Source organism: Acidicapsa borealis (assembly GCF_059115245.1).
The window spans coordinates 3355573-3382041 of sequence record NZ_JCACNY010000001.1 but is presented as its reverse complement, the minus strand read 5'-3'; the positions used below and the strand labels follow the sequence as shown (position 1 = coordinate 3382041).

The following is a 26469-nucleotide window of genomic DNA, read 5'->3' as shown; positions in this document are numbered from 1 at the left end:
AATCCAACAGAGAGTGGTCGTTCAGGACATTGTGTGACGAAACATGAAAATTAGCCAGCAAAAAGCCGGGGATGTTCCCCGGCTCAAAGAAAAGCCTGATTGATTGTTGTCCGCCGCGAGCGGTTACGGGAATAGCACTGAAGGGTTACTGCTTAGTACTTGACGATAGCGGCGAAGGAGTCGGGCTTGAGGCTGGCACCGCCGACGAGGGCGCCGTCGATCTCTTCCTGGCTGAGGAGTTCGGTGGCGTTATCGGGCTTGACGCTTCCGCCGTAGAGGATGCGGGTGGCCTTGGCGGTGGCTGAGCCAAGAATGTTGGCGAGCTCGGCGCGAATGATCATGTGGGCTTCGACGGCCATTTCGGGGGTGGCGGTTTTGCCTGTGCCGATGGCCCAGACGGGTTCGTAGGCGATCACCAGAGAGGTGGCGTGCGCGGCATCAATGCCGGCGAGGGCGCCCTGGAGCTGCTTGAGGAGGACGACGCCGGTGTGGCCGGATTCTCGCTCGTGGAGATGTTCGCCGACGCAGACGACGGGGACGATGTTGTGCTTGAGGGCGGTGTGGAGCTTCTTGTTGACGATCTCGTCGGTTTCGTTGAAGTACTGGCGACGCTCGGAGTGACCGATGAGGGTGTGGGTGGCGCCGACGGCGAGGAGCATGGAGGCGGAGGTTTCGCCGGTGTAGGCGCCTTCTTCGGCGAAGTGCATGTTCTGGAGGCCGACGGCGACGTTGGACCCGGCGGCGGCTGCGACGACGGTGGCGAGCGAGGTGACGGAGGGGAAGAGGGCGATTTCGTCGCGGTCGTGGCCGGCTACGAGGGGGAGGAAGGCGTCGGTGAAGGCCTTGGCTTCGGCGGGGGTTTTGAACATTTTCCAGTTGGCTGCGATGAGTGCTTTACGGGACATTGGGTGTTTTTTCCTCGCTGCCATTCTAGTGGATTGGGGTGAGGGGCGACGCTTCCTCGGGTGGGATCAGTTGGAGCGGGGGGATTGGACGAGTTGTTTAGAGTTCGTGGCGGTGGTCCATTGCTCTGGACATGGTGACTTCGTCGGCGTATTCGATGTCGCTGCCGGCTGGGACGCCGGTGGCTATTCTGCTGATCCTGACTGGATGGGTGTGGGCGGTGTTGCGGAGGGTGGTGGCCAGCCAGCTGGCGGTGGCTTCGCCTTCCAGTGTGGGGCTGGTGGCGAGGATGACTTCGTCGATGTCGCCGCGGTCTACTCTGGCGATTAGATTTGCGGAGCGGAGCTGGTCTGGGCCTACGCCGTGGAGGGGCGAGAGGGTGCCGTGGAGGACGTGGTAGACGCCGTTGTAGTTGCGGGTGCGTTCGACGCTGGCGATCGAGGTGGGCTCTTCGACGACGCAGATGAGGCGCTGGTTGCGCGTAGGGCTGGTGCAATAGGCGCAGGGGTCTACGTCGGTGACGTTGTTGCAGATGGAACAGAGGCGCAGGGAGGCCTTGAGGGCGCGGACGGCTTCGGCGAGGGCGGCTGCGTCTTCGTCGTTGGCGCGGAGAAGATGGAAGGCGTAGCGCTGGGCGGTCTTGGTGCCTACGCCGGGGAGCTTCTTGAGTTCGTCGATGAGCCGGGACATGGGTTCGGCGTATCTGGACATGGTTCTAGGGTATAGGAGTTGGGTGGAGGTGTGATGGAGCTGGGTCACGGGTGTTTCAGTGGTTCGGCGCGGGCTTAAGCGGGCTGGGCGGTGTGCCGGGCGGCGTACCGGGTAGGATCGCTCCTGTGCGGTCGGCCTCCGGGGTCGTATCGGAGGGTGACGGTCTGTATTGGGTATCGAGGATGGTCTGGAGGTAGAGGCTTCGCTTGGGGCTCTTCAGTCTTGCGGGGTCTTTGGGAAGACGGGCCGGTGCCAGGAGCCGCCATGCCTCAGGCGCCTGGTGCGGATCGAATCCTGCATCGGCGGTGAAGGACAGGGCCATGCGGGCCCGCTCGTGTTCGTCGGTGCGTCCGGCATTGTGCAACGCGAGCAGGCCGCCAGTGCTGCCGATCGCTCCGGGGATGGGGCCTGCGACTCCTAACGCGCCGGACGCCAACTGCGCGCCATCTTTCCAGGTGTAGGGACGCCCGTTGAATGCCTGCAACTGCAGCTCTCCGGCGATGCCATCGGCCAGCACTGCGGCCAGCTGGTCGTCGTTGTGAAGGCGGCTGACTGCTTCGATGGGTACCAGAACGAGTCCGTTATCGCAGAAGATGGCGGAGCGGATGGCCTGCTCCTCAACCACGTAGAAACGGAAGGGGATTCTTGCGGGGTCATCGACAGGAAGGTCGCGCTGATACTGGGGGACTAGCTTCATCCCAAGGCGCCGGATATGCTCCTGCTGCGCGGGGTTGATGGTGACGTCATACCAGCCGCACCATCCGCCGTGATCTTCTGCGGGGAACACTCCTGGACCGATTGCAAAGCCGCGGTTGCCATCGACCTTGCTTTCGGGAGGGAATGTCGTCACTTGCCCGGCGGGGTTGCTTTTGGGAAGTTTGAGTCTGGCGAATGTTGCCTTGGTTGCTGCGATTGTGCCTGAGCCGTCTGGCTTGCCTTCTACGGTCGTCCAGGTGCTGGTGCCGACTTCGCTGAGAGCCTGCAGGCCTCTGCCGAAGCGGATTTCGGTGGCGGGAAGGATGCGGAACGAGTATCCTCCGGCTCGGAAGACCGGTTCCGAGCCTGGGGCGATCACCCGGTCGATGATGGCCTCGATCTTGATGGGTTTGTCGACATTTGGCGGAGGTGTGCAAACCGCGAGAGGAGGCGCGGTGAGTGCGATGAGGAATAGAAGCTGGAAGCGCGCGGCGATGGCTGATTTGCTCATAGGTATCCACGAAATGAAACATCCGGACTATGCCGGGGAATAGATCTCTACGCAGTTGACTCCATGCCGTTCACAAAACGGACTCTGTGGTTGGCAGCTAGAAGGTGGTTGGGCCTTTGACTTGCAGCGCCTGCTCTTTTCCGCCCATGGTCATGCGGCAGCGCCACTCGTTGAATTGTGTGCGCCAGCAAGCGCCCTGGCCTACGTCGCCACCGAAGGACTTGCTGCAGTTTTTGCCCTTGTTGTAAGGGTTTTCTGGAGTGCAGGTGTAGCTGGTGGAGGAACCACGCAGGGGGTAGACCTTGGCTGCGGGATCGATGTTATCCCAGTAGTTATCGACGCCGGGGTTGTAGGACTTGGGATTGCCTATCTGGACGACCACGTCGGTGGCCAGCATGAAGACCGGGCTCGAACCGCCGGCGTTGCTGTTGGATTCGAAGTCGCACTGGGCCATGACGGTGGCCTCGGCCATGCTGGGCACGTGTGTCACCTTCGCGCAGACTCGCGGGTTGCGGGCTTGAAATTGCTGGTTGAAGGTTGGCGGCGCGGGGGAGATGTCCGCGACTGATGCGCCGGAGGCCTCGACCGAATCGGATTTGCAGCCGGAGATCGCGGTGGTGACAGCGAGAAGCAATAGACAACTGGCAGCTGCGGGGAACTTCATGTTGAAATCTCCTGGCGGTTTTTGACGCCAAGAGTACCATGCCGTGTCAATCCCGTGTAAGCGGCTGCCCTTCCATCAGGAGGGCAGGGACAGAGCCACGGCAACGCGCAGTTGTCGTTGGGAGAAGAGATCAGTGCTATGCTGCTGAAACTTATTCGATGCCGAGGATTTTCACTATCACTCGCTTGCTGCGCTGGCCGTCGAATTCTGCGTAGAAGATGCGTTGCCAGGTGCCTAAGTCCAGCTTGCCATTGGTGATGGGCAGGGTGGTTTCATGGTGGAGTAAAAGCGCTTTCAAGTGGGCGTCGGCGTTGTCTTCTCCGGTCTGGTGGTGCTTGTAATTGGGGCGGTCGGGGGCTAGTTCTTCGAGCCACTTGCCGATGTCTTCGATGAGGCCGCTTTCGTGGTCGTTGACGTAGATGGCTGCTGTGATGTGCATGGGGGAGACGAAGCAGAGGCCGTCGCGGATGCCGCTGCGACGGACGATGGCTTCTACCTGGTCCGTGATGTGGACCATCTCTTTGCGTTTGCGGGTGTTGAAGGTGAGGTATTCGGTGTGGGCTTTCATGTCATGACCAGGGTACAGGGTGTAGGGGATAGGGAATAGCTTACAGAGAACAGCTTACAGCTTAAAGTTTTTTGGGGGAAGGATGGCCGGTGTTCAGGCTATTTCTGCTTTGGCTAGTTTGAGGTCGGACAGGAGGGCCGCTCGCATTTCTATACCTCGTTGTGGGTCGGGGGCGCGGAGGATGGCTGAGGGGTGGAGGGTGGCTATTACTTTTTCTGCCCAGGGGCTGGAGACGATTTTGCCCCGCTCGCGTGTGAGGGAAAATTTTGCGCCGAGCAGGGACTTCGATGCGGATGCGCCGAGACAGAGGACCAGGCTGGGCTGGACGGCGTCGAGTTCGGCGAGGAGCCAGGGGCGGCAGGCGTTGATTTCACCGAGGCGTGGGTTTTCGTGGAGCCGGCGCTTGCCGACCTCTTTGAACTTGAAGTGCTTGACTGCGTTGGTGACGTAGGTTTGGGCGCGGTCGATGCCGGCTTCGGCGAGCAGCTCGTCGAGGAGGCGGCCGGCAGGGCCGACGAAAGGGTGGCCTTGACGGTCCTCTTCGTCGCCGGGCTGCTCGCCGACCATGAGTAGTTTGGCGTGCGCGGGGCCTTCGCCGAAGATGGCCTGCGTGGCGCAAGCGTAGAGTTCGCAGCCTTTGCAGCCGGGGATGGCGTCACGCAGGACGGGCAGGGTGTGCTGCCTGGGCACCCAGGATTCGGCGCTTAGTTGAGAGCGTTGATCGACCATGGTTTGGACTCGATGTTCGGCATGCTGGAGGAGATCGGGCATGCTTTGGAGTTCGGGCAGGTTTTTCCAGTAGCGCACGGGCATTTCAGAGCGCATGGCCCGGAGGTTGGTGCGGGCGGGGTTGTAGATGGAGCCGTAGTAGGTGCGCCAGAGGTCTTCGAGCTCATCTGCCTGCGGGGCCAATTCTTTCGGGACGCCGGGGCCGAATTCTACTTTCCTGGTTGCCGGGTCCCAGAGCATGGATGCGTCGGGGGTCAGGATGGACCAGCGCATGACGGAGAATCGCTCCGCGAAGAAGGATGACGCGAGAGGGAGGATCCGGTGGTCGGGCTCGTACCAGGCGACGAACTGTTCTCCGCCGGGTGTGACGACCTGGCGGAAGCGAACGAAGGCGTGCATCTTGTGCAGGTCCCGTTTGACCTGATGCTCGAGACGCCGGAGGTCGGCTACATCGTCGTCGACGGCTATGTGCATCAGATCTCGATTGCTTTGGAGGCGCCACAGGAGGCTGTAGAGGATGTTCCAGCGGTCGGGGCTCCGATGGCAGGCGGCGATGGCGGCGCGCCGGAAAAATTCCGCGGGCACATGCGGGGTGGGGAAGGCTACGGGGACGTTGGTGGACTGTAGCTTCTGGGCCGCGAAGAGAGATGGTGCGCCGGGGGTGTGGGTGCCGGAATCGATGAAGTCAACCTGGTGGGGATGAATGCCTGCTTTCAGAAGCGGTCGGGCTGCTTCTCGCCAGGCGGCCAGTGTGGGCTCGATGTAGATGGGGTGTGCGAGGCCAGCGGTGGGGTTCATAGCTGTCCGGTGAGAGCGGATTGCGGGGTGAAGAGGTCCAGCTGAAGGGGGTGCGCGGCGGTGATTTTGCTGGACCGGGCGGGGAGCGGCAATTTTTTGGGGGGAAGGTGATCGTGCGCCATGAGGTAGTGGGCCGCGGTGCTGGTGCGGACGTGGAGCTTGCGCAGGTCGTCGAGGATGAGCTTGTGGTAGCGGCGGATTGTCAGGATGCGCTCTACGTTCTTGTGGCCGATGCCGGGAACGCGCAGGAGGGCTTCGCGGGAGGCTTTGTTTACATCGACGGGGAAGAACTCGGGGTGGGCCTGGGCCCAGGTGAGCTTGGGATCCTGGTCGAGGCGAAGGTTCGGGGTCTGGTCAGTGGTTAGCTCGGCGGCCTGGAACTTGTAGAAGCGCATGAGCCAGTCGGCCTGGTAGAGGCGGTGCTCGCGGACGAGGGGCGGGGCTGACTGCGGGAGGCGGCCGTCTCCGAGCGGATAGGGGGAGAAGCCGGAGTAGTAGATTCGGCGCAGCTTGTAGCTGCCGTAGAGGTGGGTGGCGGTGGTGAGGATGTCGCGGTCGGAGGTAGCGGTGGCTCCGATGACCATCTGGGTACTTTGGCCGGCGGGGGCGAATTTGGGGGTGGAGCGAATGCGGCGGCGGTCGTGGTCGAGCTCGTCTTTGCGTTCGCGGATCTGGCCCATGGTTCCTTCGATGACTTCGACTTTCTTGTCGGGGGCGAGCTGGACGAGGTCGCTCTGGGTGGGGAGCTCGATGTTGGCGCTGAGGCGGTCGGCGTAGGTACCCGCGCGTTCGGTGAGAGCTTGTGAGGCGCCGGGGATGGCTTTGAGGTGGATGTAGCCGCCGAAGAAGTGGTCTTCACGCAGGGAACGGGCGATATCGATCATTTGCTCCATGGTGTAGTCGGGCGACTGGACAATGCCGGAGCTCAGGAAGAGGCCTTCGATGTAGTTGCGGCGGTAGAAATCGAGGGTGAGCTGGACGACCTCGGCGGGGGTGAAGCGGGCACGGGGGATGTCGCTGGAGACGCGGTTGACGCAGAAGGCACAGTCGTAAGTGCAGTAGTTGGTGAGGAGGATCTTGAGCAGGGAGACGCAGCGGCCGTCGGGGGTGTAGCTGTGGCAGATGCCGGTGCCGTCGGAGTGGCCGATGCCTTTGCCGTTGCCGGCGCGCCTGGAGCCGCTCGATGCGCAGGAGGCATCGTATTTGGCTGCGTCGGCGAGGATGGATAGCTTCTGCTGGGTGGTCATCATGGGAAATGATCCGTCTACCAGCTTTTAGTGTAGCGAATAAAAGGCGAATTCATGAGCGAAATTGCGCACGGAAAGCCAGCCTTTGACGCGATCAAATGCGCGGCTTGAAAGCTACGTGATCTGCAAAAGCTGGCGGTAGGCGGATTTCTTTCTCGCTAGATGGTGCGGTAGGCAAGGCCGGCGAAGGCGTCGCCGTTCATCATGCCACCTGCCCACTTCGCGTCCCAGGGGGCGGTGGGTTTTTTGGCGATGGCTTCCTGTTCGGTGAGGCCGGAGGATTTGAGGGCGGCTACTTTCTCGCGGACTCCGCTGAGCATGTCGTGGAGGGCTTGCAGGTCGGCTTTGGTGCCGAGCGGGCCGTGGCCGGGGATGATTTTTGTGTCGGCGGTGGCGAGGGCGAGAGCCTTCTCGTTGGCGCGGATCATGCCGCCGATACTGCCGCCTGAACTCTCGTCGATGAAGGGGTAGAAACCGTTGAAGAAGGTGTCGCCGCAGTGGAGGACGTTGGCTTTCTGGAAGTGGATGTAGATGTCGGTGTCGGTGTGGGCGGGGTCGAAGTGGACGAGGTCGAGGGCGTCGCCGTTCTGGGAGATGGTCTTGGTGGAGTCGAAGGTGATGGTGGGGATGGCACCGGCGGGGTTTGGCGGGAAGTTGAGGTTGAAGGCTTTGATGAACTGCGGGGTGGAGAGGCGTTCGCGGGTCTTGGTGTGGGCGGTAATGGTGTAGCCGGCGGAGTGGAGGTTTTCGTTGCCGTCGGTGTGGTCGTAGTGCCAGTGGGTGTTGATGAGGGTCTTGGGTGCGCCGGGGCCGGCGGCTTTGGCAGCGGCGAGGATGGCGGGGACGGCTGTGGCGAAGCTGGAGTCGATGAGCAGGTGGCCGTCGGGGCCGGTCTGGAGTGCGATGTTGCCGCCTGCGCCCTGGAGAAGGAAGACGTTGTCGTAGAGTTTGGTGGTTTTGATCGGGGTCTTCAGGGCGGCTTCGCGCGCCTGGAGGACGCGGTCGGGGAGCTGAGCTTTCAGGAAGCGGCTTGCGGAGAGCGTGGCTGCTGTGGCCATGGCGGTGGTGCGGAGGAAGTGGCGGCGGGTGAGATTTTGCGGGGTGGGCATTTTGGCTCCGGGGCTGGACTTGGTGAAGGTAACAGCAGATTCTCTTCAGGGGTGACGGAAAGAGAAGCAACTGCAACAGCAGATTCCCTGCGGGAATGGCAAACCCAAAAAGCAAGGGCAAAGGCAAGTACGGCGCTAGGTGAGGCCGGGGATGTTCAGGCCGCCTAATGCGCCTTTCAGCTGGCCTTTGAGGGCTTCTTCGGCTTTGCGGCCTGCGTCGTTGACGGCGGCGACTACGAGGTCCTCCAGCATTTCGAGGTCGGCGGCGTTGCTGGTGAGGCTGGAGGCTGCGGCGGGGTCGATGCGAATTTTGAGGAGCTGCTTTTTGCCGTTCATGGTGGCGGTGACGGCGCCGCCGCCGCTGGATCCTTCGAGGATGGTGTTGGCTAGCTTGCGCTGGACTTCTTCCTGCATCTGGCTGGCTTGCGAGAGCATTTCCTGCATTTTTAGCGGGTTAAACATGGTCGCTCCTTGACAGTGAACAGAGAACAGCCGACAGAGAACAATTTTAGGTGCGGAGGTCTACTACGGCTACGATTTCGGCGTTGAAGAGGGATTGGGCTTGCAGAACTAATGGGTTGCTGCGGGCTTCGGCTTCGATGCTGCCTTGCGGGGCGCGGACTTTGGCTGGGCCGCCTGAGGCCTGGCCTTCGCCGGGGACGATGAGGAAGCGGGTGGGTGCTCCGGCTTGCTGGAGGCCGGCGCGGATGAGCTTTTCGGCGGCGGCGTTGAAGGTGATGCGGATCATGGTAGGCTTGGCGGCGACTTCGATGCGGACACTGGAGCCTTCGATGAGCCATTTGCCGTCTTCGAGGATGACGGCTGCTGTACCGTGGCCGCCCTGCGAGAGGGATTCGGCTACTGCGGTGCGGGCGGCTTCTACGAGTTCGTTGGACGCAGCGGCGGGGGGCTGGGGAGGAACGATTTGGGGGCCCGGGCTGTGTTGTGCAATCGGCTCTTCGGCGAGCGCAAGAGAGCCCATGGTCATGGGTTCGGACAGATGAGCCGATTCGACGTTATGAAATGCAGGTTCCGGAGTGTTGTGTTGCAGAGTGCCCGGGGCTGAAGCCGCTTCTCTGTCTGAGCCGACATTCAGGGGGCTGAAGCCCCCTGCTCCCTCCGGGATGGCCGCTGTCGCGCCCATGGGTGTTGAAGGAGCGGCGGCTGGTGCTTTGGCAGGGGCTGAAGCCCTGGTGATCTCAGGGGGATTTTCGGCACGGCTAAAGTTGTGCCCTGTTACAGAGGTTTCGGCCTGGTTGAGCTTTGGTGCTGGTGAAGCTGAGATTGAAGCTGGTGAAGCCGAAATTGACGCTGGCGTGGGCGAACTCGAAGCTTCCGTGGTGCGTTGAGTGCTGGCGCCGAAGGGGGACAATGATGCGATGGGTGAGGCCGGGGCTGCGGGTTGTTGCACGTGCTGTTGCGCTGGTGTGGGTGCTGACTGGCGCGGAGCAGAGGCGGGCGGCGCGGAGGGGCGCTGGCCTGTTGGGGGCGCTGGGAGGGACGGGCGCTTTGAGCTGCTTTGGAGGGAGAGGCCGCTCAGGATTTCTTCGACTGGCAGGAGGCGCTGGGCCTGGATGAGTTTGAGCATGCCCAGTTCGAGGTGGAAGCGCTGTTCCTGGCGGTAGTTGAGCTCGTCGAAGGTGCGGAGGGCGATCTGGAGGTTGCGGGTGAGTTCGTCTTCGGTGAAGAGCTGGGCGGTGCGCCAGGCGCGGCTGCGCTCGTCCTGGGCGATTTCGAGGAGCTGAGTGTTTTCGCCGCCGAGCTTGGACATGAGGCAGTTGCGGAGGTAGCGGACGAGCTGGCGGGCGAGGGCCGATGGGCTGTTGCCGGAGCTGATGAGCTTGTCGAGATCCTGCATGAGCGCGGCGGATTGCTGGGCGCTGACGGATTCCATGAGGCGCTCGAAAACGGCGTTGGGGACGGAGCCCATGAGCTCGCGGATCTGGTCGGTCTGCAGGACGGCGCGGCCGTTCTCCACCGGGGCCGAGGCGATGGCCTGGTCCATGATGGAGAGCGCGTCTCGCATGGAGCCGTCGCCGGCTTCGGCGAGCAGGGCGAGGGCGGCGTCTTCGGCCTGGACGTTCTCTTTCTCCGCGATGGCTTTGAGCTGGGCGAAGATGTCGTCGAACTTTACGGCGTGGAAGCTGAAGTGCTGGCAGCGGGAGCGGATGGTCTGCGGGATCGACTCGGGCTCGGTGGTGGCCATCATGAAGATGGCCCACTCGGGCGGCTCTTCGAGGGTCTTGAGGATGGCGTTGAAGGCGGCGTCGGTGATCTGGTGGGCTTCGTCGAGGAGGAAGATTTTGTACTTGTCGCGGGCGGGGCGGACGTCGGCCTGGGCGCAGATGGAGCGGACGTCGTCGATGCCTCGGTTGGAGGCGGCGTCGATCTCGATGAAGTCGAAGGAGTTGGAGGCGATCAGGTCGCCGGAAGCGTTGCCGCCGGAGGCGATTTCCTTGCAGGAGACGCATTGCAGGCAGGGCTCCACAGTGGGGCGGAGCTCGGTACCGACTTCGGTCCGGCAGTCGAGGGCCATGGCGAGGATGCGGGCGATGGTGGTTTTACCGATGCCGCGGTGGCCCGAGAAGATGTAGCCGTGGGCGATGCGCTTCTGGGTGAGGGCGTTGACGAGAGTGCGGGTGACGTGGTCCTGGCCGGCGACGTCAGAGAAGCGCTGCGGACGGTATTTTCGTGCGAGAACCTGATAGCCCATGCGATGCGCTCCCTGGTCGATTGTACCGTTTGGCGGGTGGGTTGGGGATGCTAGGGCTGGTGGAAAACGGGGGTCTGATCGGGGGACTGGTCATCTTTTCTATATGCAATCGGCTGACATCGTTTGATGCTAATATCCGTGCATGGAGGGTTTATGCGGACAACATTGGCCTTGGACGACGAATTAGTGCGGGAGGCGCAGGAGTTCAGCGGAGTTTTCGAGAAGACAGCGCTGGTAAGAGAGGCGCTGAAGGCGCTGATCGAGCGGGAGGCTTCGCGCAGGCTGGCCGCGCTAGGCGGCACGATGCCTGAGCTTGAAGATGTGCCGAGATTACGGGTGGCTAATCTGTGAGGTTGATTTGATTTTAGCTGACACAGCAGTTTGGATTTCCCATTTCCGGAGTGGGGTGCCGGCGATGGTGAGGTTGTTAGGACAGAATCAGATTGCTATGCATCCATTTATCGTGGCGGAGCTGGCGCTGGGGTCCTTGCGGGATCGGGTGCGTACGCTTGGGATGCTTGAGAGGTTGACGCAGGTTCGGGTGGCGCAACTGGGAGAGGTGCGCCGGATGATTGAGACGCATACGCTTTACAGTCGCGGCATCGGGCTTACAGACGCACATCTGTTGGCGTCTGTGCTGATAACACCTGGTACGCAACTTTGGACGCTTGATAAGAGGTTGATTGGCGTAGCGCGGGACTTAGGAGTGGACTCTGGTTTGTAGACCACGAGGTCGACAGAGGGAAAGAGCGGACGGCAACCATTGCTACTGGGTGGTGCCGTTTTTTGTTGGCTGGTGTCTACTTCGCTAGGAGTCAATTGCAGGCTGGATCTTTTAGCTTTTTATAGGGAGAGTTATGGCTGGCGCTGCGTGGTTGCTTTCCGGGTTATTGCTAAGCGCTTGGATTCAGGCTCCTGAAAAGATACAGGCACCTGAGCCTGCGCAGGCTGTGGCCCCGGCGTCTCAGGCGGAGCCAGGTCTTCGGCCTGGGGAGATTTATCAGCAGGCGATGAAACCGTTGGATCTGGTGCGGAGTTCGCTGGATAACTGGTCGGATACGGAGCTGGGTGCTTTGAGCGCAGGGATGCGGATGGCCCGGGTGAGTTGCAACGCTGTGAATATTGAGCAGCTGGTCATCGATAAAGCAGGAGCGGCCATGAAGCAGGTCGATGCGGGTGGCGTCAGCCTCACTTCTGATGACGATCTTTTCGACCTTATCCGTTTATGCGCGTTGGGGCAGGACTGGAATCAGAGTCTCGCGGCGGCGAAGAAGTACCTGGCAGTTGGAGCTGCTACGCATCGGAGTCAGGCGTATGCGCTGAGCATCAATGCGATGGTACGTATCAACGATCTGGATGGAGCTGTGGAAGCGGCGCGTGCGATGTTGCATGATGTGCCGTATGACGCCGAGGTGGCGTATGCGACGCAGTTTCTCAAGGCCTATCTGACGCAATCCGTCGACCCCAGGGCTCTCACCTTTGCTACCGAGGAACATGGCGCGCTGGTGGAGGCATTGAAGAGTGGTTCTACGTTGAAACCGCTGCATGGGGGCGCGGTGATGGGGGTAGGAACGCTGTACACGTCGGGAATGCAGTTGGCGTTCTTGCAGCGGTACGCGGGCGATGAGCGCGGGGCAACGCGAACGATCGTGGAGCTGGATGCGGCGGCGGCGACGTCCCAGTCGCTGACAGCGCCGGATGTGCAATTGATGGGGGCTGTCCGGAAAGAGTATGGATTGCTGGGGCATGTCTTGCCGGAGATTGAGGCGCAGGGGATTACCAGCGGCGCCGCTCCAAGAAAGTTCAGAAGCGATGAGGGATTTGTCACGGTTGTTGTGATGTTTCCGGATTATTGCCCGCAGTGTGTCAAGACGATTACGGATCTGAAGGAGTTTGCGGCGGAGCATGTAGCAGCAAAGGTCCATGGGTATGGGTTGGTGGTGCGGGAGGTTATGGAGGCTGCGCAACCGGAGAGTTGGAAAGCTCTTAAGGGGGCGAACCTTTTGGCTGTAAAGCCGGGTGTGGCGCAGATGTTGGGAGCTGTTGACTATCCGCTCTTTGTGGTTACAGACGAGCATGGATTGGTGTATTTCGTGGGGACGGCTCCGGCGAATGCCTTTGTGCCGAATGGGTATATGGAGCAGACGATCGGGCGGATTGTGGGTGAGGTTGCTTTGGAGCGCAATGCAGTAGTTGGGAAGGGTAAGCAGGTGGTCAGGAAGCCTAACTAATGTAAGGGCGTGCCTATTTGGGTTACAGGTTCTTTGTTTTCGAGTGGATTGAATTTCTGATTGGTCTGCTGGGGGCGGGGATGTTTCAGAATTTCATTCCGTGTTCGCCGATGTGGGAAAAGACATTTAAGAGGCCGGTGACGCCGAGGAGTTCGCGGATGCGTTTGCCTAGGTGGGTTAGTTCCAGCGTTACGCCGTGGGTCTTGGTGTGGACGTAGATGCGGACCAGGGTGCCGAGGCCCATGCTGTCGGCGTATGTGAGGTCGGACAGGTCGAGGATGATGTGTTTGGTTTCGGGGAGGAGCTGGGTGACCTGGGTGTAGAGGGTTGGTCCGGTTTCTGAGATGAGGCGGCCGTGGCAGTGGACGATGGCTTTGCCGCCGTGGCGTTCGATATCGAGAGTTAGCTGAGGCGTGGCCGGGTTGGTGGCGGTGGACATCTTTGGCTCCTTGAGGACTTCGGCGTGGATGGGGTGCGAAGTCGGACGACCATAGATTTCAAGAGTTTGGAATGTGGAAAGCATACCTCAGGGGATAAATCCCCGTCGAAATGATTGGTTTTTGTGCCTGGGATAAATCCCCGGCCTACCTTGGAGACGACTTCATCAGGGGAGATGGATTTCCGTTCTACATATGCCGACGGTTCTTCTCTGCATGGGGAGCTTCATTTGCTGGCTTTGGCGCGGGTTTTGGCGGCTTTGCGTTTGCCGCGTTTTTTGGTGCGGGCTTTGCGTTCTTCGGCTTTGCGGCGTTTGATTTCTTCTTTGGAGTACATGCTGCCGCGGCAGTTGGGGGCTTTGCAATAGCAGGTGCAGGGATCGTCGGCGCCGTCGTAGAGGCAGTAGTCGTAGGTGATTTCGCTGCCTGCGGGGATGTCTCGGAGGGCGACGATGAAGACGCGGCCATCTTCTTCGATGGTTTCGGAGTTGCCGTCGCAGCTGTGGTTGATGAACATGGCGGTGCAGAAGCCGTCGATGACGATCGCGCCGTCACCGAGTCCAAAGAGGTAGGTGACGGGGTAGTCCTGATAGAGCTCGTCGGCTTCTTCCTTGGTGATGCGGCGGCCGGTGTATTCGGCGATACGTTCGCCTTTGCGGACGGCGGTGGTGGTGTAGCAGCCGGCGGCGTGGATGGCTGATGATTGAACGATCAGTCCCATGGGGTGAGTCTCATAAAATGGAAAGAGGCCTTTGTGGGGATGGGGAAATTTTGTAGCCCAGAACCGCATCCTAACATTGCGTGGTGCGGGACGGTAGAGGTTTGATTTTGCTGGGGAATTAGAGCTGGAATGCTGAGAGATTTTTCAATTCGGGGTTGGGGATGGAAGGCGGCTGCCGGACTCTGGCTGGGGCTGTTGCCTGTGCTTGGGATGACGGCGGCGCTTGGGCAACAGACGCCTCCGCCTGCTCCGGCCCAGGATAAGCCTAAGCCGGACGCGCCGAAGTCGGACAACGACAATCCGTTTCCGGGGGAGAACTCGAATGCTCCGATTATCCCGGTGGAGCAGCCTGCGGACCCGAATGCTACGACTGCGGGCAGGAAGCCTGCGATTCCAATGGAGGATGCCGGAGTGGCGCGGCCGGCTCCCGATCCCGATGGGGATCCGGTGCGATCGCCGGAATCCGCTGAGGGCGCTGAGGGTGGTTCGGATGACGGGTTCAGTTCGAGCCGGTCTGGGTTGAACCATCTGCCGGTGGAAGACGATGCGGAGGTGAAGCCGGGGTCTTCAGCGAAGGTGAAGACGCGGCTGCAGGTGGTGAAGGAAGATGTTGATGTTGGCAATTTCTATTTAGAGAAGAAAAACTGGAAGGCGGCGCAGGCGCGGTTTGCTTCGGCGTTTCAACTGGATCCGGAGAATGCGGATGCCGTGTTTGGGATGGCGGAGGCGGAGCGGCACCTTGATCTGTTCAAGGATGCGGCGGAGCATTACAAGGTGTTTCTAAGCTACGATCCGGATGGCCCACATGGGAAAGCTGCTCGCAAGGGGCTGGACCAGGTAGAGGCGGGTCTGGCGCATGCTGGAAACGGGCCGGCGGCTGCGGCTCCAAAGCAATAACTCGATAAATTGTGTTACCTTGGTAACGATTTTTGCGAGAAGATAAATCGTTGGTTTTCCACCTATCAAAATGAGCGATTTGACTTAGTCTTGGAAAAAAGCATCCAAAAGTCTTGCCGTTACGTTAGGTATTCAGAGAGGACACGGTCGATAGCTTTCATGCATCCAGTCTTGAAGTCTGCCCTGGAACCTCTAGCTGAACAAATCTCCACTGTGAGCAAGGAAGAGGCTCAGGTGGCTCCGCTTCCGGGGCAGGACCGGTGGTGTGCTCAGCAGATCCTGGAACATTTGATCCTGACGTACAAGATGACTACGGACTCGGTGAACCGGCAGTTGAAGACGGGCCGGGTGCTTAAGAACAAACGGGGGCTGCTCGAGTTTCTGCTGCGTGCACAGACGATCGGGCTGGGGTATATGCCTTCCGGTGTCATAGCGATACGAGCGGTGCGGCCTACGGACTTCGAGCCGGAGAGCGGTGCGGAGACGGCGGTACGTTTTCTGGCTGCAGCTGAGGAGATGGACGAGGCGCTGGTGGCGGCACGGAAGAAGTTTGGGATACAGACGGTGGGGGAGCATCCGTTTTTCGGAGTGATGCGGGTGGATGAGTGGCGGCGATATCATGCGGTGCATGCGAAGCATCACATGGGGCAGCTGAAACAGGCGATTCGCTATGCGCGTACGACGAACCCGGTTTAGAGGCTGCTTAGAGCTTTCGATACGTTAGAACTTTAGAGGGTCAGGCGGGTCCATACTTCCCAGGGCCAGTCGGGGTAGAAAATTTCTGATAATGCGGCGATGCAAAGGAAAGTGCCCAGCGGGAGGGTTGCTTTGGCCCACTCGCGCGTTTCAGCCTTGTCGCGGCGGAGGGCTGAGGCGGCGAGCGCGATGAGGGCTGCTGCTGTCGCTCCGAGGACGGCAAGGGCGAAACATTCGAGGGCGCCGATGAGGCCCAGCCAGGCGCCGAGCATGGCCATGAGCTTGGCGTCGCCGAGGCCCATGCCTTCTCTGCGACGGACGAGCCAGTAAGCCAATCGGATGACGAGGACGATGGCGGCTGGAGCGAGAAGTTCGACGACTGGAGGCCAGGCTTCGGTGGGCCAGTCGAAGGGATGGTGGCCGGGGTTTCTGGTCCAGGCGAGGGCGACGGTGACTCCGTAGCCGAGGAGAATGCCGGGAAGGGTGAACCAGTCAGGGAGCCAGAAGTATTCGGCGTCGAGGGCGGCCAGGGCTACGAGAAGCCAGGCCAGCGCGGCGTGGCCGAGGAGCTGGATGAGGGTGTTGGCTAGCTGGTGGGGGACTGCGCTTGGGTCGTTCGTGAAGAGCGGTTGGCTGAATTTGAGCCAGATCCAGGCCCAGAGGAGGCCGATGGTGAGTTCGGTGAGCGGGTAGCGAATGCTGATGGGGGTGTGGCACTGGCGGCAGCGGGCGCGGAGGATGAGCCAGCTCAGGACGGGCAGGTTTTCCCACCAGGCTAGGGTGTGGGTGCAGTTGCGACAGTGGGAGCGGGGGTGGGAGAGATTTTCGCCTTCGGGAAAGCGGATGAGGACGACGTTGAGGAAGCTGCCGAAGGCGAGGCCGAGGAGGGCGGCGAAGAGAGTTCCTAGTTGTTGCATCTGTTGGCCGGGTCTCCTGGGATCATGTGCCGTGAGGGATAGACGGGTGGGCGGGATGGGACGTTCGTCGTCTCCGAGTGGGGGCTAAAGGCAGGTTACAGTATTCGTATGACGGAGCCTTTGGCTGGGGATGATTTTCGGGAAGAACTGCGGTTGCGTGAGTTTGGAGCGGCTGGGACGGCGTTTGCTGAGGCTGTGGCGATTATGGCGCGGCTGCGGGGGCCGGGTGGGTGTCCGTGGGACCGGGAGCAGAGCTTTGACTCGATCCGGAAGTACACGCTGGAGGAGACCTATGAGGTTCTGGACGCGATTGAGCGGCGGGACTGGGCGAATCTGACGGAGGAGCTTGGAGATCTGCTGCTGCAGGTGCTGTTTTATGCGCAGATGGCTGCGGATGAAGGCAGGTTCAAGATCGAGGACGTTTTGGAGGGGTTGAACCGGAAGCTGGTTCGGCGGCATCCGCATGTGTTTGGGGAGGCGGCTTCTGCGGCGGCGGGGAATGAGGCTCAGGTGGATTCGGCAGTGGATGGTTCGGCCGCAAGGGTTCTAGCGAACTGGGACGCAATCAAGAAGGCGGAGAAGGGTGAGGCTGGGGACGCTTCGCTGTTGGATGGGGTAATGCGCGGGCAGCCTGCGCTGCTGGAGGCGGCTAAGTTGGGGTCGAAGGCGGCTAAGGTGGGGTTTGACTGGCCGGAGTGGCGGGGATTGCTGGCGAAGGTTGAGGAGGAGACTGCTGAGCTGGTGGAGGCTGTGGAGAGGCAGGGAATCGGGAGAAGGAAACAGGGAACAGGGAATAGGGAACAGGGAATAGAAGACGGGGTAGAGGGTGGCGCAGAGAAGCAGATTCCCTTCGGGAATGACAACCAAAAAGGCAAAGGCAACAACGAAGTTGGCGGCGATGCGGTTGAACAGGATGAGGTTGAGGCTGAGCTGGGGGATTTGCTGTTTACGGTGGTGAATCTGGGGCGGCATCTTGGGGTGGATGGGGAGATGGCGCTACGAGGGACGAATGCCCGGTTCCGGAAGCGGTTTGGATGGATGGAAACTGCAGCTGCGAAGCCACTGAATGAGCTTTCGGCGGACGAGTTGGAAAGGCTTTGGAGTGAGGCGAAGGTTAGTTTAAGCAATTCTGGGGTGGGGAAATGATTGTGATTCGGGAGTGCCGCGGGTTTGCGGAGTTGCAGGCTTGTGTGGATTTGCAGGTGGAGGTTTGGGGTTACAGCGATGGGGATGTGATTCCGCGGCGGGTTTTTTTAGTGGCGCAGAAGATTGGCGGGCAGGTTTTGGGGGCGTTTGAAGAGCAGGGAACAGGGAATAGCCACCCCAGCGAGCAAAGACCGCTCGCCGGGGACCCCGGCAGGGAACAGGGAATAGAGAGCAAAGAACAGCGGACAGAGAACAGAGAACAGTGGACGCGCGAGGCTGCGGAGAAGATGGTTGGGTTTGCTTTGGCTTTGCCCGGGGTGAAGACTGGGGCGAAGTCTGGCACTGGGAAGCCGCAGAGTTATCTTCATTCGCACATGCTGGCGGTGCGGGAGGGGTATCGGAACCAGAGTATTGGGGCGAAGCTGAAGCTGGCCCAGAGGGCGGATGCTTTGGAGCGCGGGCTGGTGCGGATGGAGTGGACGTTCGATCCGCTGGAGATCAAGAACGCATTCTTGAATATTCACAAGCTGGGGGCGATTGTGCGGCGGTACGAGGAGAACTTTTATGGAGCCTCTTCTTCGCCGTTGCAGGGTGGGTTGCAGACGGACCGGCTGGTGGCTGAGTGGTGGCTTGCTACGCCCCACGTCGAGGAGGCTGTGCAGGGGCGACGATCTGCGACGCCGGGACGGCCGGGTGAGGGCTGGGTCGAGTCGATTCGGGTGCCTGCTGAGGTCTATGCGTGGAAAGCGGATGACGCACAGCGGCACCTTGCGGCTGAGGTTCAGAGGCAGAATCGGGAGGTTTTTCAAGACGCGTTTGCGCGGGGTCTGGCGGTGATTGCGTTTGAACGGAACGAGCGGGGTGACGGGATATTCTATTTAGGTGAGTGGGTCGAGCCGTAGGCTCGGGTGCGCGAGTGTGAGTGTGTCAAGGCAACAGCAGATTCCCTTCGGGAATGACAAGCAAAGTGCAAATGCAAGTGCAACAGCAGATTTCCTTCGGGAACGACAACAAGAAACGCAAAGGCAATCGATTGCACCGGAAGTGGAGCGATTGGCCGGGAATCTGCGTTTTATACAGTGTGCGCATGATGGAATGGCGCGCGGGCCGGGGTATTCTGGATTCGAAACGCGGTCTTCGGCATCTGACATAGCAATGGAAATCAGGACCCTGACGATATGAAGATTGATGCGATTTATCTGCGCGAGTTGAACATGCCGCTGGTGCGGCCTTTCCAGACGAGTTTTGGAGTGACGACGGACCGCCGGGTTGTGCTGGCGGAGATTCACTCCGAGGGTTTGATTGGCTGGGGTGAGTGCACGGCGGGGGAGCATCCGCATTTTTCGGAGGAATCGGTGGATTCCTGCTGGAACGTGATTGTGGATGAACTCGGGCCGAAACTGGCGGCGAGCGAGCCGGAGTGCGGTGGGCAGGTGCCGCGGATTCTGGAGCAGGTACGCGGGAATCGCATGGCGAAGGCTACGCTGGAGAACGCGGTCTGGGACCTGGAGGCGCAGCGGCAGGGTGTTTCGCTGAGCCAGTTGCTGGGCGGGGTTCGCGAGACAATTCCGTGCGGGGTTTCGCTGGGAATTCAGCCTTCGATTCCGGAGTTGATGGATATCGTGGAGCGTGAGGTTGCGGCGGGATATCAGCGGATCAAGCTGAAGTGCAAGCCGGGCTGGGACGTTGAGGTTTTCGAGCGGGTGCGGAACAAGTTTCCGGATATTACGCTGAGCTGCGATGCGAACTCTGCGTACCGGTTGAAGGATTCCGATCATCTGGCTACGTTTGACCAGTTCGATTTGCTAATGGTGGAGCAGCCGCTCTGGTATGACGACTTCTACTACCACTCCATGCTGCAGAAGCGGTTGAACACGCCGATTTGCCTGGATGAATCGATTCGGAACCGGCGGGATGCGCTGGCGGCGATTGAGATGGAGAGCTGCCGGATTATCAATATCAAGCTGGGGCGCGTGGGCGGGTTCTCTGAGGCGATTGCTGTGCATAACGCTGCTTATGAGCGCGGGATACCGGTTTGGTGTGGCGGGATGCTGGAGTCGGGGATTGGGCGTTCGCACAACATTGCCCTTTCGACGCTGGAGAACTACAAGTTGCCGGGGGATGTTTCGGCTTCGAAGCGGTACTGGGCGGAAGACATCATCGAGCCTGAGGTGACTGTTTCGCCGGAGGGTGAGATTGCGATTTCGGATGCTCCGGGGCGCGGATATGAGGTGCGGACGGATTTGGTGCAGCGGCTTACGGTGCGCAAGCATGAGATTCGGGCGCATGCGCTGGTGGGGATCTAGTTTTAAAGCAGGGAACAGGGAACAGGGAACAGGGAATAGGGAATAGGGAATAGGGAATAGGGAATAAAAAACAACAGCAGATTCCATTCCGGAATGACGGCCAGAAAAGCAACGGCAGTGGCAACAGCGGATTTCCTTAGGTATGAAATGTAGAGTTCACGCTGCGGTGGTTGTGCTTACGCTCCTAGGTTTTGTGGGGTGCCGGGGTGGTCAGCGGCAGGATACGGTCATTTCTTCGGCTACGAATCCCAGTCACACGTACCGGGCGACGATTCTTTTGCGGGAGTACATTGTGGACGGGCATGTGGACAACAGCCCTACGACGTATGTTCTGCTGGACAAGATTTCCGGGGATACCGGTGGACCAGAATATGACCAGGGGCAGGATTTCAAGGACTCGCAGATTGTGATGAAGCCGAAGCAGTGTGGGCCGCTGAGCCTGCACTGGCCGGACGACAATACCCTGAAGATTACGTGCGAGAAATGCGGGCTGGCGGTTTCGGCGCTGGGGGAGCACGCGAACGGGGTGGGGGCGATCCAGGTGCAGTATGACGAGTTTCCTGCTGTGTCTTCGTGGGAGGGTGGGCCGCAGGGGCGTTGAGGCTGCTTGTGGAACCCCGGTTGGGCGCCGTGCGTAGAATCTGATAGCTGAGCAACTCTGCTGGCTGGATCGCGTCTTAACTGATGAGAGCGGAGCCGGATTTGCGGGTTGCCGCTGGAGGTTTTACTCGTGACTTCACAGGAAGAACAGATGCTGAACTCGCTGGTTGAGCGAGTGAATTCGACACAGTTGCCGGAGAGGGATCCGGATGCGGCTGATTTGCTGAAGAAGGGTTTCAGCGGGAATCCGGATGCGGTTTACATTTTGTCGCAGAGCGTGCTGGTGCAGAACATTGCGCTGGAGCAGGCTCGGGCGCAGCTTTCGGACGCGCAGGCGCAGTTGCAGAAGCTGCAGCAACAGCCGCCGCGGGCGAATACGTTTTTGGGGAATCTTCTGGGGCATCGCGATCCTGCGCCGCCACCACCGCCTTCTCAGGGATATCAGCAGGTTTATAGTCCGCCTGCGCCGGAGTATCAGCAGCCGTATTACGGCAACCAGCCCTATGGGCAGCCTTATGGCGGGCCTCAGTATGGGGCTCCTCAGCAGCCTAGTTTTTTGCGTTCGGCGGCCACCACGGCTGCCGGTGTGGCAGCGGGTGCGCTGGCGTTTGAGGGAGTGGAGGCGCTGCTGCATGGCGGCTTTGGGCATCCGGGCTATGGCATGGGCGGCGGGTTTGGCATGCCTGGTGTGGGGATGGGCATGGGGCCGGAGGTGGTCTATGATGCTCCTCGCGAAGAGATCATCAACAACTACTACGACTCGCCGGGGGGCGGGGAACATCATCACAGCGAGGGCTATTCGGATGCTTCTTCGAGCTGGGGGGATGATTCGGGGAGTACTCCTTCGGACTTTGGGGACTCGGGTGGTGGTTTCGACGATGGTGGCGGATCCTCTGGCGGTTCCGGGAATGATGACGGCGGATTCTGATCGGTGGGCCTCATGTCTCAGAGAGATGTGAGGCCTTTTTCTTGTTCGCAATTTGATCGCCGGAATTGAAGGCACGAAGCTCTGTTCAACAGAGACCGTGCAGGAGCCTGTCCATGGAGCGCAAGAACAACTGTGTGAACTGGCGGCGAGAGAGCAGGATTCGCCCGCTGAGGTAGAGCGTTACGAGTCCGTGGGCGTGGGCCCAGATGGTCAAGGACGTTTCGGTCACGTCGTCGGCACGAATTTTGCCTTCCTGCATCACACCGCTTACGGAATCGCGCAGCATCTTCAGGGATGGTGACTGTCCCAGCCGGACAGCGTCAGGATACGCCAACACGTCGGCCCGCTGTGAGAAGTATATGTAGCGGAACAGGTTCGGATGATCTAGCGCGTAGTCCAGATAGCCTCGCATCACGCGAAGGCCGGTTGCGTCTTTGCGCGCTCTCGATACCTTGAAGTAGTCGGCGATGCGCTGGTACTCGATCTGGGTGGCCGCTCTCAGCAGGGCTTCTCGATTGGAAAAATGCCGATAGAGAGCCATCGGGGTAATGCCAACTTTTTCAGCGATACGCCTCATGCTCACGGTGGCTGGATCTTCGGACTGGTCGAGGAGTTCCAGAGCCGCAGCGCAAATTTTTTGCGAGGTCGTCTGCGAATCCTTTTGCGACGTAGTTGCGCTCATACGTATACAGTGTATACTCGCCTCCATAAGTATACAGCGTATACATGGTGGGAGGGTTTGCGATGGCACACGGCTGGAATCGAATCTCGAAAAGGGCCTGGAAGCGCATCTGGATTTGGATTGGGATCAGCGCAGTGATCTACCTCTTGGCGATGTTCGCGGTTGCCGGAGTGCTGGTGCGATCCGGCCACATCACCCAACCCAAACCCCTGGAATCGGTGACCGAACCGTTTGCACGAATGGACCTATCCGGTCTTCCTCCGGTGACACGCTACAAGGCGCGCGATGGCGTTGCGCTCTCGTATCGGTTGTACGAAGGCGGACACGCCCAGATTGCAGTGCTGATTCATGGCTCGGCGGGAAGCAGTTATGACATGCATAGCATGGCAGAGGCGTTGTTGCAGAGGGGCGTTACGGTCTTTGTTCCCGACCTGCGCGGGCATGGCGCCAACTATCCGCACGGAGATATCTCCTACCTCGGTCAGCTTGACGACGACATGGCCGATTTCCTGAGTGCTGTCCACCCGCAATACGCTAGCGCCCAGTGGACCCTGGTTGGATTTTCGTCCGGAGGAGGTTTTGCTTTGCGGATCGCCGGTCGAGATGCCGGCAGGGACTTCGACAGGTTCGTCTTCATCTCTCCGTTCCTACGCTATAACGCGCCGACTGTCCGCCCTGCCACTCCGGGGGAGGAGGCTTCGCCTGATAAGAACATCTGGTATAGCGTCTCCGTCAAGAGGATCGTCGGCCTGTCCATCTTCAATTCCTTTGGCATTCATCATTTTGACGGTTTGCCCGTGCTGGCGTTCCCGGTACCTACCGACATTGAGGCTACGACCGCCACGTATTCGTTCCGGATGGAAGAGAACTTCGAACCCCGGGCCGACTACAAGGCAGACATTCGGGCTATCAAGAAGCCCACACAGGTCTTCGTTGGCGGCCGGGACGAATTGTTTCTTCCAGAGAAGTTCGCGGAGGTCTTCGATCACGGGCGAAGCGATATTCCTGTGACGATTGTTCCGGGAATGGGTCATTCCGACATGATTACGAAACCTGAACCTATCAGTGCGGTGGTCAATACGTTTCCCATGAGTTAGTTTGCAGGGCAATCTTGTCGAGAAGTGAAGGCGACGACTGATCCGACGTGCAACAGAAGATTTTCCAATGGAATGACGGAGAGAAAAGCAAAGACAAAGACAACAGCAGATTCCCTTCGGGAATGAAAGAAAGAAGAGCAAAAACAAAGACAACAGCAGATTCCCTTCGGGAATGACACATAAGAAGAGCAAAGACAACCGCAGGTCCTTCGTCTTCGCCTCCGGACTTCGCTTAGGACGACATTATTTTGAGAGTTGGCTGACTACTTGTTCTGTGCGCGGAGGAGTTGGATGGCTTGCTGATAGTTGAGGCCTGGAGTGACTGGGCTGAAGTTCGAAAGTTCGAGGGTGGTGTCGAGTTTGATGGATTTGAAGAGGACTCTTGCGTTCATGATGAGGACCATGTGGGTGGTGCGCCACTGGTGGTTGCCGATGTCGGCTTGTTCGAGCAGGAGGGTGCCGCCCTGGTCGAGTTTGCCGAGGATGCTCCAGCCGTAGTCGACGTCGTGGAGACGCTTGCCTTCGAGGCGGGTGACACGCTGCTGGGCTACGTCGATCCAGAGCTCGCCGGCCATGGCTTTGAGGACCTGGGCTTCAATGTCCTGGGGGTCGAAGTGGGGATTTGGCTGGTAGGTGAAGCGGTAGCTGGGGCCCTGGGGCGTGTTGACGAAGCCGGCGAACTGGTAGAGGAAGGCGTCGGGCAGGGCGCGCATGATTTTGCGTGCGCGCTCGGCGTCGTCCTGCTCGCGCTGCTGACGGTGGCGCTGTTTGCCGGGGTCGCTGAGGAGGCCGTCGAGGCGGGCGTCTTCGGTGGCCTGACCGGCGGCGTCGAGTGAGGCGTTGTTGACGGCGATGAGGCGGGCTACGTCGCCATCTTTGGTTTCAACGATGAGCTTGGTGGTGGAGAGGCGCGGGCTTGTCTTGCGCAGCCGGTAGAGCATGGGATGGGTGGCGGCGGGGTCGTGGGCGGCTTCGAGCTCGACCTGGAGGACGCGCTTGATCATGGCCTGGGTTTGCTCGTTCGAGAGCGGGGCGGGCGTCTGTTGGGTTGCCAGTGCAGCGGCTTGGATGATCCTGGGCGTCGTGAGCAGGGCGCATAAGACGAGTGCTGGGACATGGCGCAGCCAGGCTAGCCGCCAGCGATGCCGCCGATTGGCGGGAGGCGCGGCGCGGCGTGTTACAGCGCGGCGAGCAGCGGCTGGACGGAACTCGAGGCGCGGGAAACGCCTGGGACTTGGGGAGGAGGGCATTCCTCTTTTAGACGCGAATGAGCGGCTGGCGTTGCAGGAGTTTTGTCAGGGATGGCTGGGGTTGTTATAGTGCGGGCAGGGTTTCGTAATTGGCCCTCGAGGGAATTGACCAATGGCAGTTGAGACAGCACCGGCACGGATTGGGAAATCGGTAATGATCCGCGGAGAACTGAAGGGTAGCGAAGACCTGTTCATCGACGGTCACATTGAGGGAACGATCAACCTGTCGGAGAGCCGTTTGACGGTGGGTCCGAATGCGGTGATGGCGGCGGACCTGTCGGCACGGGATGTCGTGGTGCTGGGGCAGGTGCAAGGCAACATCGTGGCTACGGGCCGCGTGGAGCTTCGGGCCGGGTGCCTGGTGACGGGCGATGTGAAGGCTTTGCGGCTGGCGATCGAGGACAATGCGGTCTTTCGCGGCAAGGTGGATCTGACGCAGGGGCCGGCGGTAGCGGGCAAGAGTCCTGAGCCTGAGACAGGCGCTGAGTCCAAGCCTGCAGGTGGCCTGTTTTAGTCGGCCCTACCGGGCTGGCGTGGCGCGCTGGCGAGGTTTCGCGGGTGTTGCTTAAGCAGTTTGGATCAGTGCTGATGACGCGCAGGGAGCGACGGCCATGCTAGGCAGATTGTTTGATCGGCAGCCATCGGCTGGGACGGGTTTGAACCTGGGAGGCCCGCGCGTGGCGCGCCACTCGGGTGGATGGGCTGCGCTACGCAAGCGGCTGGCTGCGGAGCCGGGGCTGCGGGTGCTGGATGTAGGGAGCACTTCGCCGAGCAACATCAACTACCTGACGAGTCTTGGGCATAGTGTCTATATGGCTGATCTGGTGGAAGAGGCTGCCACGGACGGCTGGCAGACGGGTGTGGACGAGGACGGCAAGCCGGTCTGGAATGTTGAGGGATTTACCGAGCAGAATTTGCAGTTCTCGGGGCGGACTTTCGATATTGTGCTGCTGTGGACGACCCTCGACTACTTGCCAGAAGCGCTTGTGGCTCCGGTGATTTCGGCATTGCATCGGTCGATGGCTCCGGCGGGGCAGTTGCTGGCGCTATTTCATACCAAGCTGGTGCCGGAGCAGTCGCCGTATCAGCGGTTCCACCTAACTCCTGCGGATGATGTTGAGTTTCAGACGGCGCGGGCGGCTGTGCAGCAGCGGGCTCTGACGAACCGGAATATTGAGCGGCTGTTTGCAGAGTGGTCGGGGTTAAAGCAGTTTCTGGCTAAGGATGGGGTTTCTGAGGCGATTATTGTCCGGTGACGGTAGGGATTAGGGATTAGGGAAGAGGGATTAGGGAACAGGGATTAGGGATTAAGGAACAGGGAAGAGCGATTTGTAACGACGAAAGTAGATTGTGGTTGAGTAAGGAAAATAGGGTGTATCTGCAAACCGCCTAGGTTGCCGCCTGGGCTGTCGGGGTAACTCAGAGAAGACGAAATCTAAAAATGGAAAGAAGGCTGGGGAATTCCTCAGCCTTCTTTTGATTGCCCGGATTGCTTTCTAGAGCGGAGTTTTATTTTCCGGCGGCCTTCTTCTGCAATTCCCAACGACGGCGGACGGCTTCTGCAATGCGCTTGCGGCCTTCCGGAGAAAGGTTGCGCTTCTTTTTGCGCTTGGGGGCTTCGATGCTCACTTCAGCGGACTTAGTTTTGCGGGTCTTTTTGGGGGCCGGGGCGTCATCTCCGGAAAGCAAGGTGCGGGCTTGTTCCAAACGAGCAATCTCTACATCAATTTCAGCCAAAATTTTCGACAGTTGCATTCTTCCTCCTGATATCGCCAGCCAGCTCTGCAGTGCGTGAGCCCTTAGGGCAGAGGACAGGTCGTATTTACTATGTATAAAACATGAGCCATGTTTGTAAACCCAAATTCGCACTTTTTGTGCATGAAATACAAAGAGTTATCTAGGTTTGTATGTT

Annotated in this window: 29 protein-coding genes; 13 read left to right on the top strand and 16 right to left on the bottom strand. The window is 60.0% G+C overall.

Annotated features, from left to right (window positions below):
• Positions 1-152: 152 nt before the first annotated feature.
• The 10 genes from tpiA to dnaX form a co-directional block, all read right to left on the bottom strand.
• Positions 153-905: a triose-phosphate isomerase gene (gene tpiA, locus AC5S27_RS13900; RefSeq protein ID WP_493935161.1), complete on the bottom strand. Its 753-nt coding sequence runs from the start codon at positions 903-905 to the stop codon at positions 153-155.
• Positions 906-1002: 97 nt separating this feature from the next.
• On the bottom strand, positions 1003-1614 hold the full coding sequence (recR, locus tag AC5S27_RS13895) for a recombination mediator RecR (protein ID WP_493935160.1): 612 nt from the start codon (positions 1612-1614) through the stop codon (positions 1003-1005).
• Between the two features lie 55 nt (positions 1615-1669).
• Positions 1670-2821 carry a M48 family metalloprotease gene (locus tag AC5S27_RS13890; protein WP_493935159.1) on the bottom strand — a complete coding sequence of 384 codons (1152 nt, stop codon included), beginning with the start codon at positions 2819-2821 and terminating at the stop codon, positions 1670-1672.
• A gap of 97 nt (positions 2822-2918) precedes the next feature.
• Entirely contained in the window at positions 2919-3485 is a 567-nt protein-coding gene (locus AC5S27_RS13885) for a hypothetical protein (RefSeq protein ID WP_493935158.1), read from the bottom strand.
• Between the two features lie 151 nt (positions 3486-3636).
• Positions 3637-4053 (bottom strand): secondary thiamine-phosphate synthase enzyme YjbQ, encoded by a 417-nt coding sequence (locus AC5S27_RS13880; protein ID WP_493935157.1) that lies wholly within the window; start codon positions 4051-4053, stop codon positions 3637-3639.
• A gap of 93 nt (positions 4054-4146) precedes the next feature.
• Entirely contained in the window at positions 4147-5580 is a 1434-nt protein-coding gene (locus AC5S27_RS13875; RefSeq protein ID WP_493935156.1) for a UdgX family uracil-DNA binding protein, read from the bottom strand.
• Complete coding sequence (locus AC5S27_RS13870) at positions 5577-6830, bottom strand: putative DNA modification/repair radical SAM protein (protein ID WP_493935155.1); 1254 nt, start codon at positions 6828-6830, stop codon at positions 5577-5579. Before AC5S27_RS13870 ends, AC5S27_RS13875 begins: the two co-directional genes overlap by 4 nt.
• A 155-nt stretch (positions 6831-6985) precedes the next feature.
• A complete protein-coding gene (locus AC5S27_RS13865) occupies positions 6986-7936 on the bottom strand; it encodes an MBL fold metallo-hydrolase (protein ID WP_493935154.1) in 951 nt (316 codons plus the stop codon).
• 135 nt (positions 7937-8071) lie between these two features.
• Positions 8072-8398, bottom strand: a complete 327-nt coding sequence (locus AC5S27_RS13860) for a YbaB/EbfC family nucleoid-associated protein (protein ID WP_493935153.1) — start codon at positions 8396-8398, stop codon at positions 8072-8074.
• Between the two features lie 46 nt (positions 8399-8444).
• Positions 8445-10649, bottom strand: coding sequence for a DNA polymerase III subunit gamma/tau (gene dnaX, locus AC5S27_RS13855; protein ID WP_493935152.1), 2205 nt, complete (start codon positions 10647-10649; stop codon positions 8445-8447).
• A 153-nt stretch (positions 10650-10802) separates the two neighbouring features.
• On the opposite strand from dnaX, the gene AC5S27_RS13850 reads away from it, so the two are divergent.
• The 3 genes from AC5S27_RS13850 to AC5S27_RS13840 all read left to right on the top strand — a co-directional run bounded on the left by AC5S27_RS13850 (position 10803) and on the right by AC5S27_RS13840 (position 12880).
• Entirely contained in the window at positions 10803-11000 is a 198-nt protein-coding gene (locus AC5S27_RS13850) for a type II toxin-antitoxin system VapB family antitoxin (protein WP_493935151.1), read from the top strand.
• Positions 11001-11097: 97 nt separating this feature from the next.
• A complete protein-coding gene (locus tag AC5S27_RS13845; RefSeq protein ID WP_493935150.1) occupies positions 11098-11373 on the top strand; it encodes a VapC toxin family PIN domain ribonuclease in 276 nt (91 codons plus the stop codon).
• Positions 11374-11659: 286 nt separating this feature from the next.
• Positions 11660-12880 carry a hypothetical protein gene (locus AC5S27_RS13840; RefSeq protein ID WP_493935149.1) on the top strand — a complete coding sequence of 407 codons (1221 nt, stop codon included), beginning with the start codon at positions 11660-11662 and terminating at the stop codon, positions 12878-12880.
• An 85-nt stretch (positions 12881-12965) separates the two neighbouring features.
• On the opposite strand, the gene AC5S27_RS13835 is transcribed toward AC5S27_RS13840, so the two are convergent.
• Complete coding sequence (locus AC5S27_RS13835) at positions 12966-13403, bottom strand: STAS domain-containing protein (protein ID WP_493935148.1); 438 nt, start codon at positions 13401-13403, stop codon at positions 12966-12968.
• A 140-nt stretch (positions 13404-13543) separates the two neighbouring features.
• Positions 13544-14038: an SET domain-containing protein gene (locus tag AC5S27_RS13830; protein WP_493935147.1), complete on the bottom strand. Its 495-nt coding sequence runs from the start codon at positions 14036-14038 to the stop codon at positions 13544-13546.
• A 129-nt stretch (positions 14039-14167) separates the two neighbouring features.
• Between AC5S27_RS13830 and AC5S27_RS13825 the strand changes: the two genes are divergently transcribed.
• Together AC5S27_RS13825 and AC5S27_RS13820 are read left to right on the top strand one after the other, a co-directional pair.
• On the top strand, positions 14168-14935 hold the full coding sequence (locus AC5S27_RS13825) for a tetratricopeptide repeat protein (RefSeq protein ID WP_493935146.1): 768 nt from the start codon (positions 14168-14170) through the stop codon (positions 14933-14935).
• A 159-nt stretch (positions 14936-15094) separates the two neighbouring features.
• A complete protein-coding gene (locus AC5S27_RS13820; RefSeq protein ID WP_493935145.1) occupies positions 15095-15631 on the top strand; it encodes a DUF1569 domain-containing protein in 537 nt (178 codons plus the stop codon).
• A 32-nt stretch (positions 15632-15663) separates the two neighbouring features.
• On the opposite strand, the gene AC5S27_RS13815 is transcribed toward AC5S27_RS13820, so the two are convergent.
• Positions 15664-16548 (bottom strand): prepilin peptidase, encoded by an 885-nt coding sequence (locus tag AC5S27_RS13815; RefSeq protein ID WP_493935144.1) that lies wholly within the window; start codon positions 16546-16548, stop codon positions 15664-15666.
• A gap of 108 nt (positions 16549-16656) precedes the next feature.
• Here AC5S27_RS13815 and mazG point away from each other — a divergent pair, with 108 nt between their 5' ends.
• The 5 genes from mazG to AC5S27_RS13790 all read left to right on the top strand — a co-directional run bounded on the left by mazG (position 16657) and on the right by AC5S27_RS13790 (position 21528).
• Positions 16657-17694 (top strand): nucleoside triphosphate pyrophosphohydrolase, encoded by a 1038-nt coding sequence (gene mazG / locus AC5S27_RS13810; RefSeq protein ID WP_493935143.1) that lies wholly within the window; start codon positions 16657-16659, stop codon positions 17692-17694.
• Positions 17691-18596: a GNAT family N-acetyltransferase gene (locus AC5S27_RS13805; RefSeq protein WP_493935142.1), complete on the top strand. Its 906-nt coding sequence runs from the start codon at positions 17691-17693 to the stop codon at positions 18594-18596. The genes mazG and AC5S27_RS13805 overlap by 4 nt, the downstream gene beginning before the upstream one ends.
• Positions 18597-18872: 276 nt before the next feature.
• On the top strand, positions 18873-20000 hold the full coding sequence (gene menC / locus AC5S27_RS13800; RefSeq protein WP_493935141.1) for an o-succinylbenzoate synthase: 1128 nt from the start codon (positions 18873-18875) through the stop codon (positions 19998-20000).
• Positions 20001-20142: 142 nt separating this feature from the next.
• Complete coding sequence (locus AC5S27_RS13795; RefSeq protein ID WP_493935140.1) at positions 20143-20601, top strand: hypothetical protein; 459 nt, start codon at positions 20143-20145, stop codon at positions 20599-20601.
• Positions 20602-20730: 129 nt separating this feature from the next.
• The gene (locus AC5S27_RS13790) at positions 20731-21528 is read left to right on the top strand and encodes a DUF2076 domain-containing protein (RefSeq protein WP_493935139.1); all 798 of its coding nucleotides are present in this window, start codon (positions 20731-20733) and stop codon (positions 21526-21528) included.
• A gap of 85 nt (positions 21529-21613) precedes the next feature.
• Here the strand turns inward: AC5S27_RS13790 and AC5S27_RS13785 are convergent, their stop codons facing one another.
• The gene (locus AC5S27_RS13785; protein WP_493935138.1) at positions 21614-22210 is read right to left on the bottom strand and encodes a TetR/AcrR family transcriptional regulator; all 597 of its coding nucleotides are present in this window, start codon (positions 22208-22210) and stop codon (positions 21614-21616) included.
• Between the two features lie 62 nt (positions 22211-22272).
• Between AC5S27_RS13785 and AC5S27_RS13780 the strand changes: the two genes are divergently transcribed.
• Entirely contained in the window at positions 22273-23307 is a 1035-nt protein-coding gene (locus tag AC5S27_RS13780; protein ID WP_493935137.1) for an alpha/beta fold hydrolase, read from the top strand.
• A gap of 263 nt (positions 23308-23570) precedes the next feature.
• Here the strand turns inward: AC5S27_RS13780 and AC5S27_RS13775 are convergent, their stop codons facing one another.
• Entirely contained in the window at positions 23571-24557 is a 987-nt protein-coding gene (locus AC5S27_RS13775; RefSeq protein WP_493935136.1) for a hypothetical protein, read from the bottom strand.
• Between the two features lie 112 nt (positions 24558-24669).
• On the opposite strand from AC5S27_RS13775, the gene AC5S27_RS13770 reads away from it, so the two are divergent.
• Together AC5S27_RS13770 and AC5S27_RS13765 are read left to right on the top strand one after the other, a co-directional pair.
• Complete coding sequence (locus AC5S27_RS13770; RefSeq protein WP_493935135.1) at positions 24670-25071, top strand: bactofilin family protein; 402 nt, start codon at positions 24670-24672, stop codon at positions 25069-25071.
• Positions 25072-25168: 97 nt separating this feature from the next.
• Positions 25169-25813, top strand: a complete 645-nt coding sequence (locus AC5S27_RS13765; RefSeq protein WP_493935134.1) for a class I SAM-dependent methyltransferase — start codon at positions 25169-25171, stop codon at positions 25811-25813.
• A gap of 253 nt (positions 25814-26066) precedes the next feature.
• On the opposite strand, the gene AC5S27_RS13760 is transcribed toward AC5S27_RS13765, so the two are convergent.
• Positions 26067-26312 (bottom strand): hypothetical protein, encoded by a 246-nt coding sequence (locus AC5S27_RS13760; protein WP_493935133.1) that lies wholly within the window; start codon positions 26310-26312, stop codon positions 26067-26069.
• Positions 26313-26469: the final 157 nt, after the last annotated feature.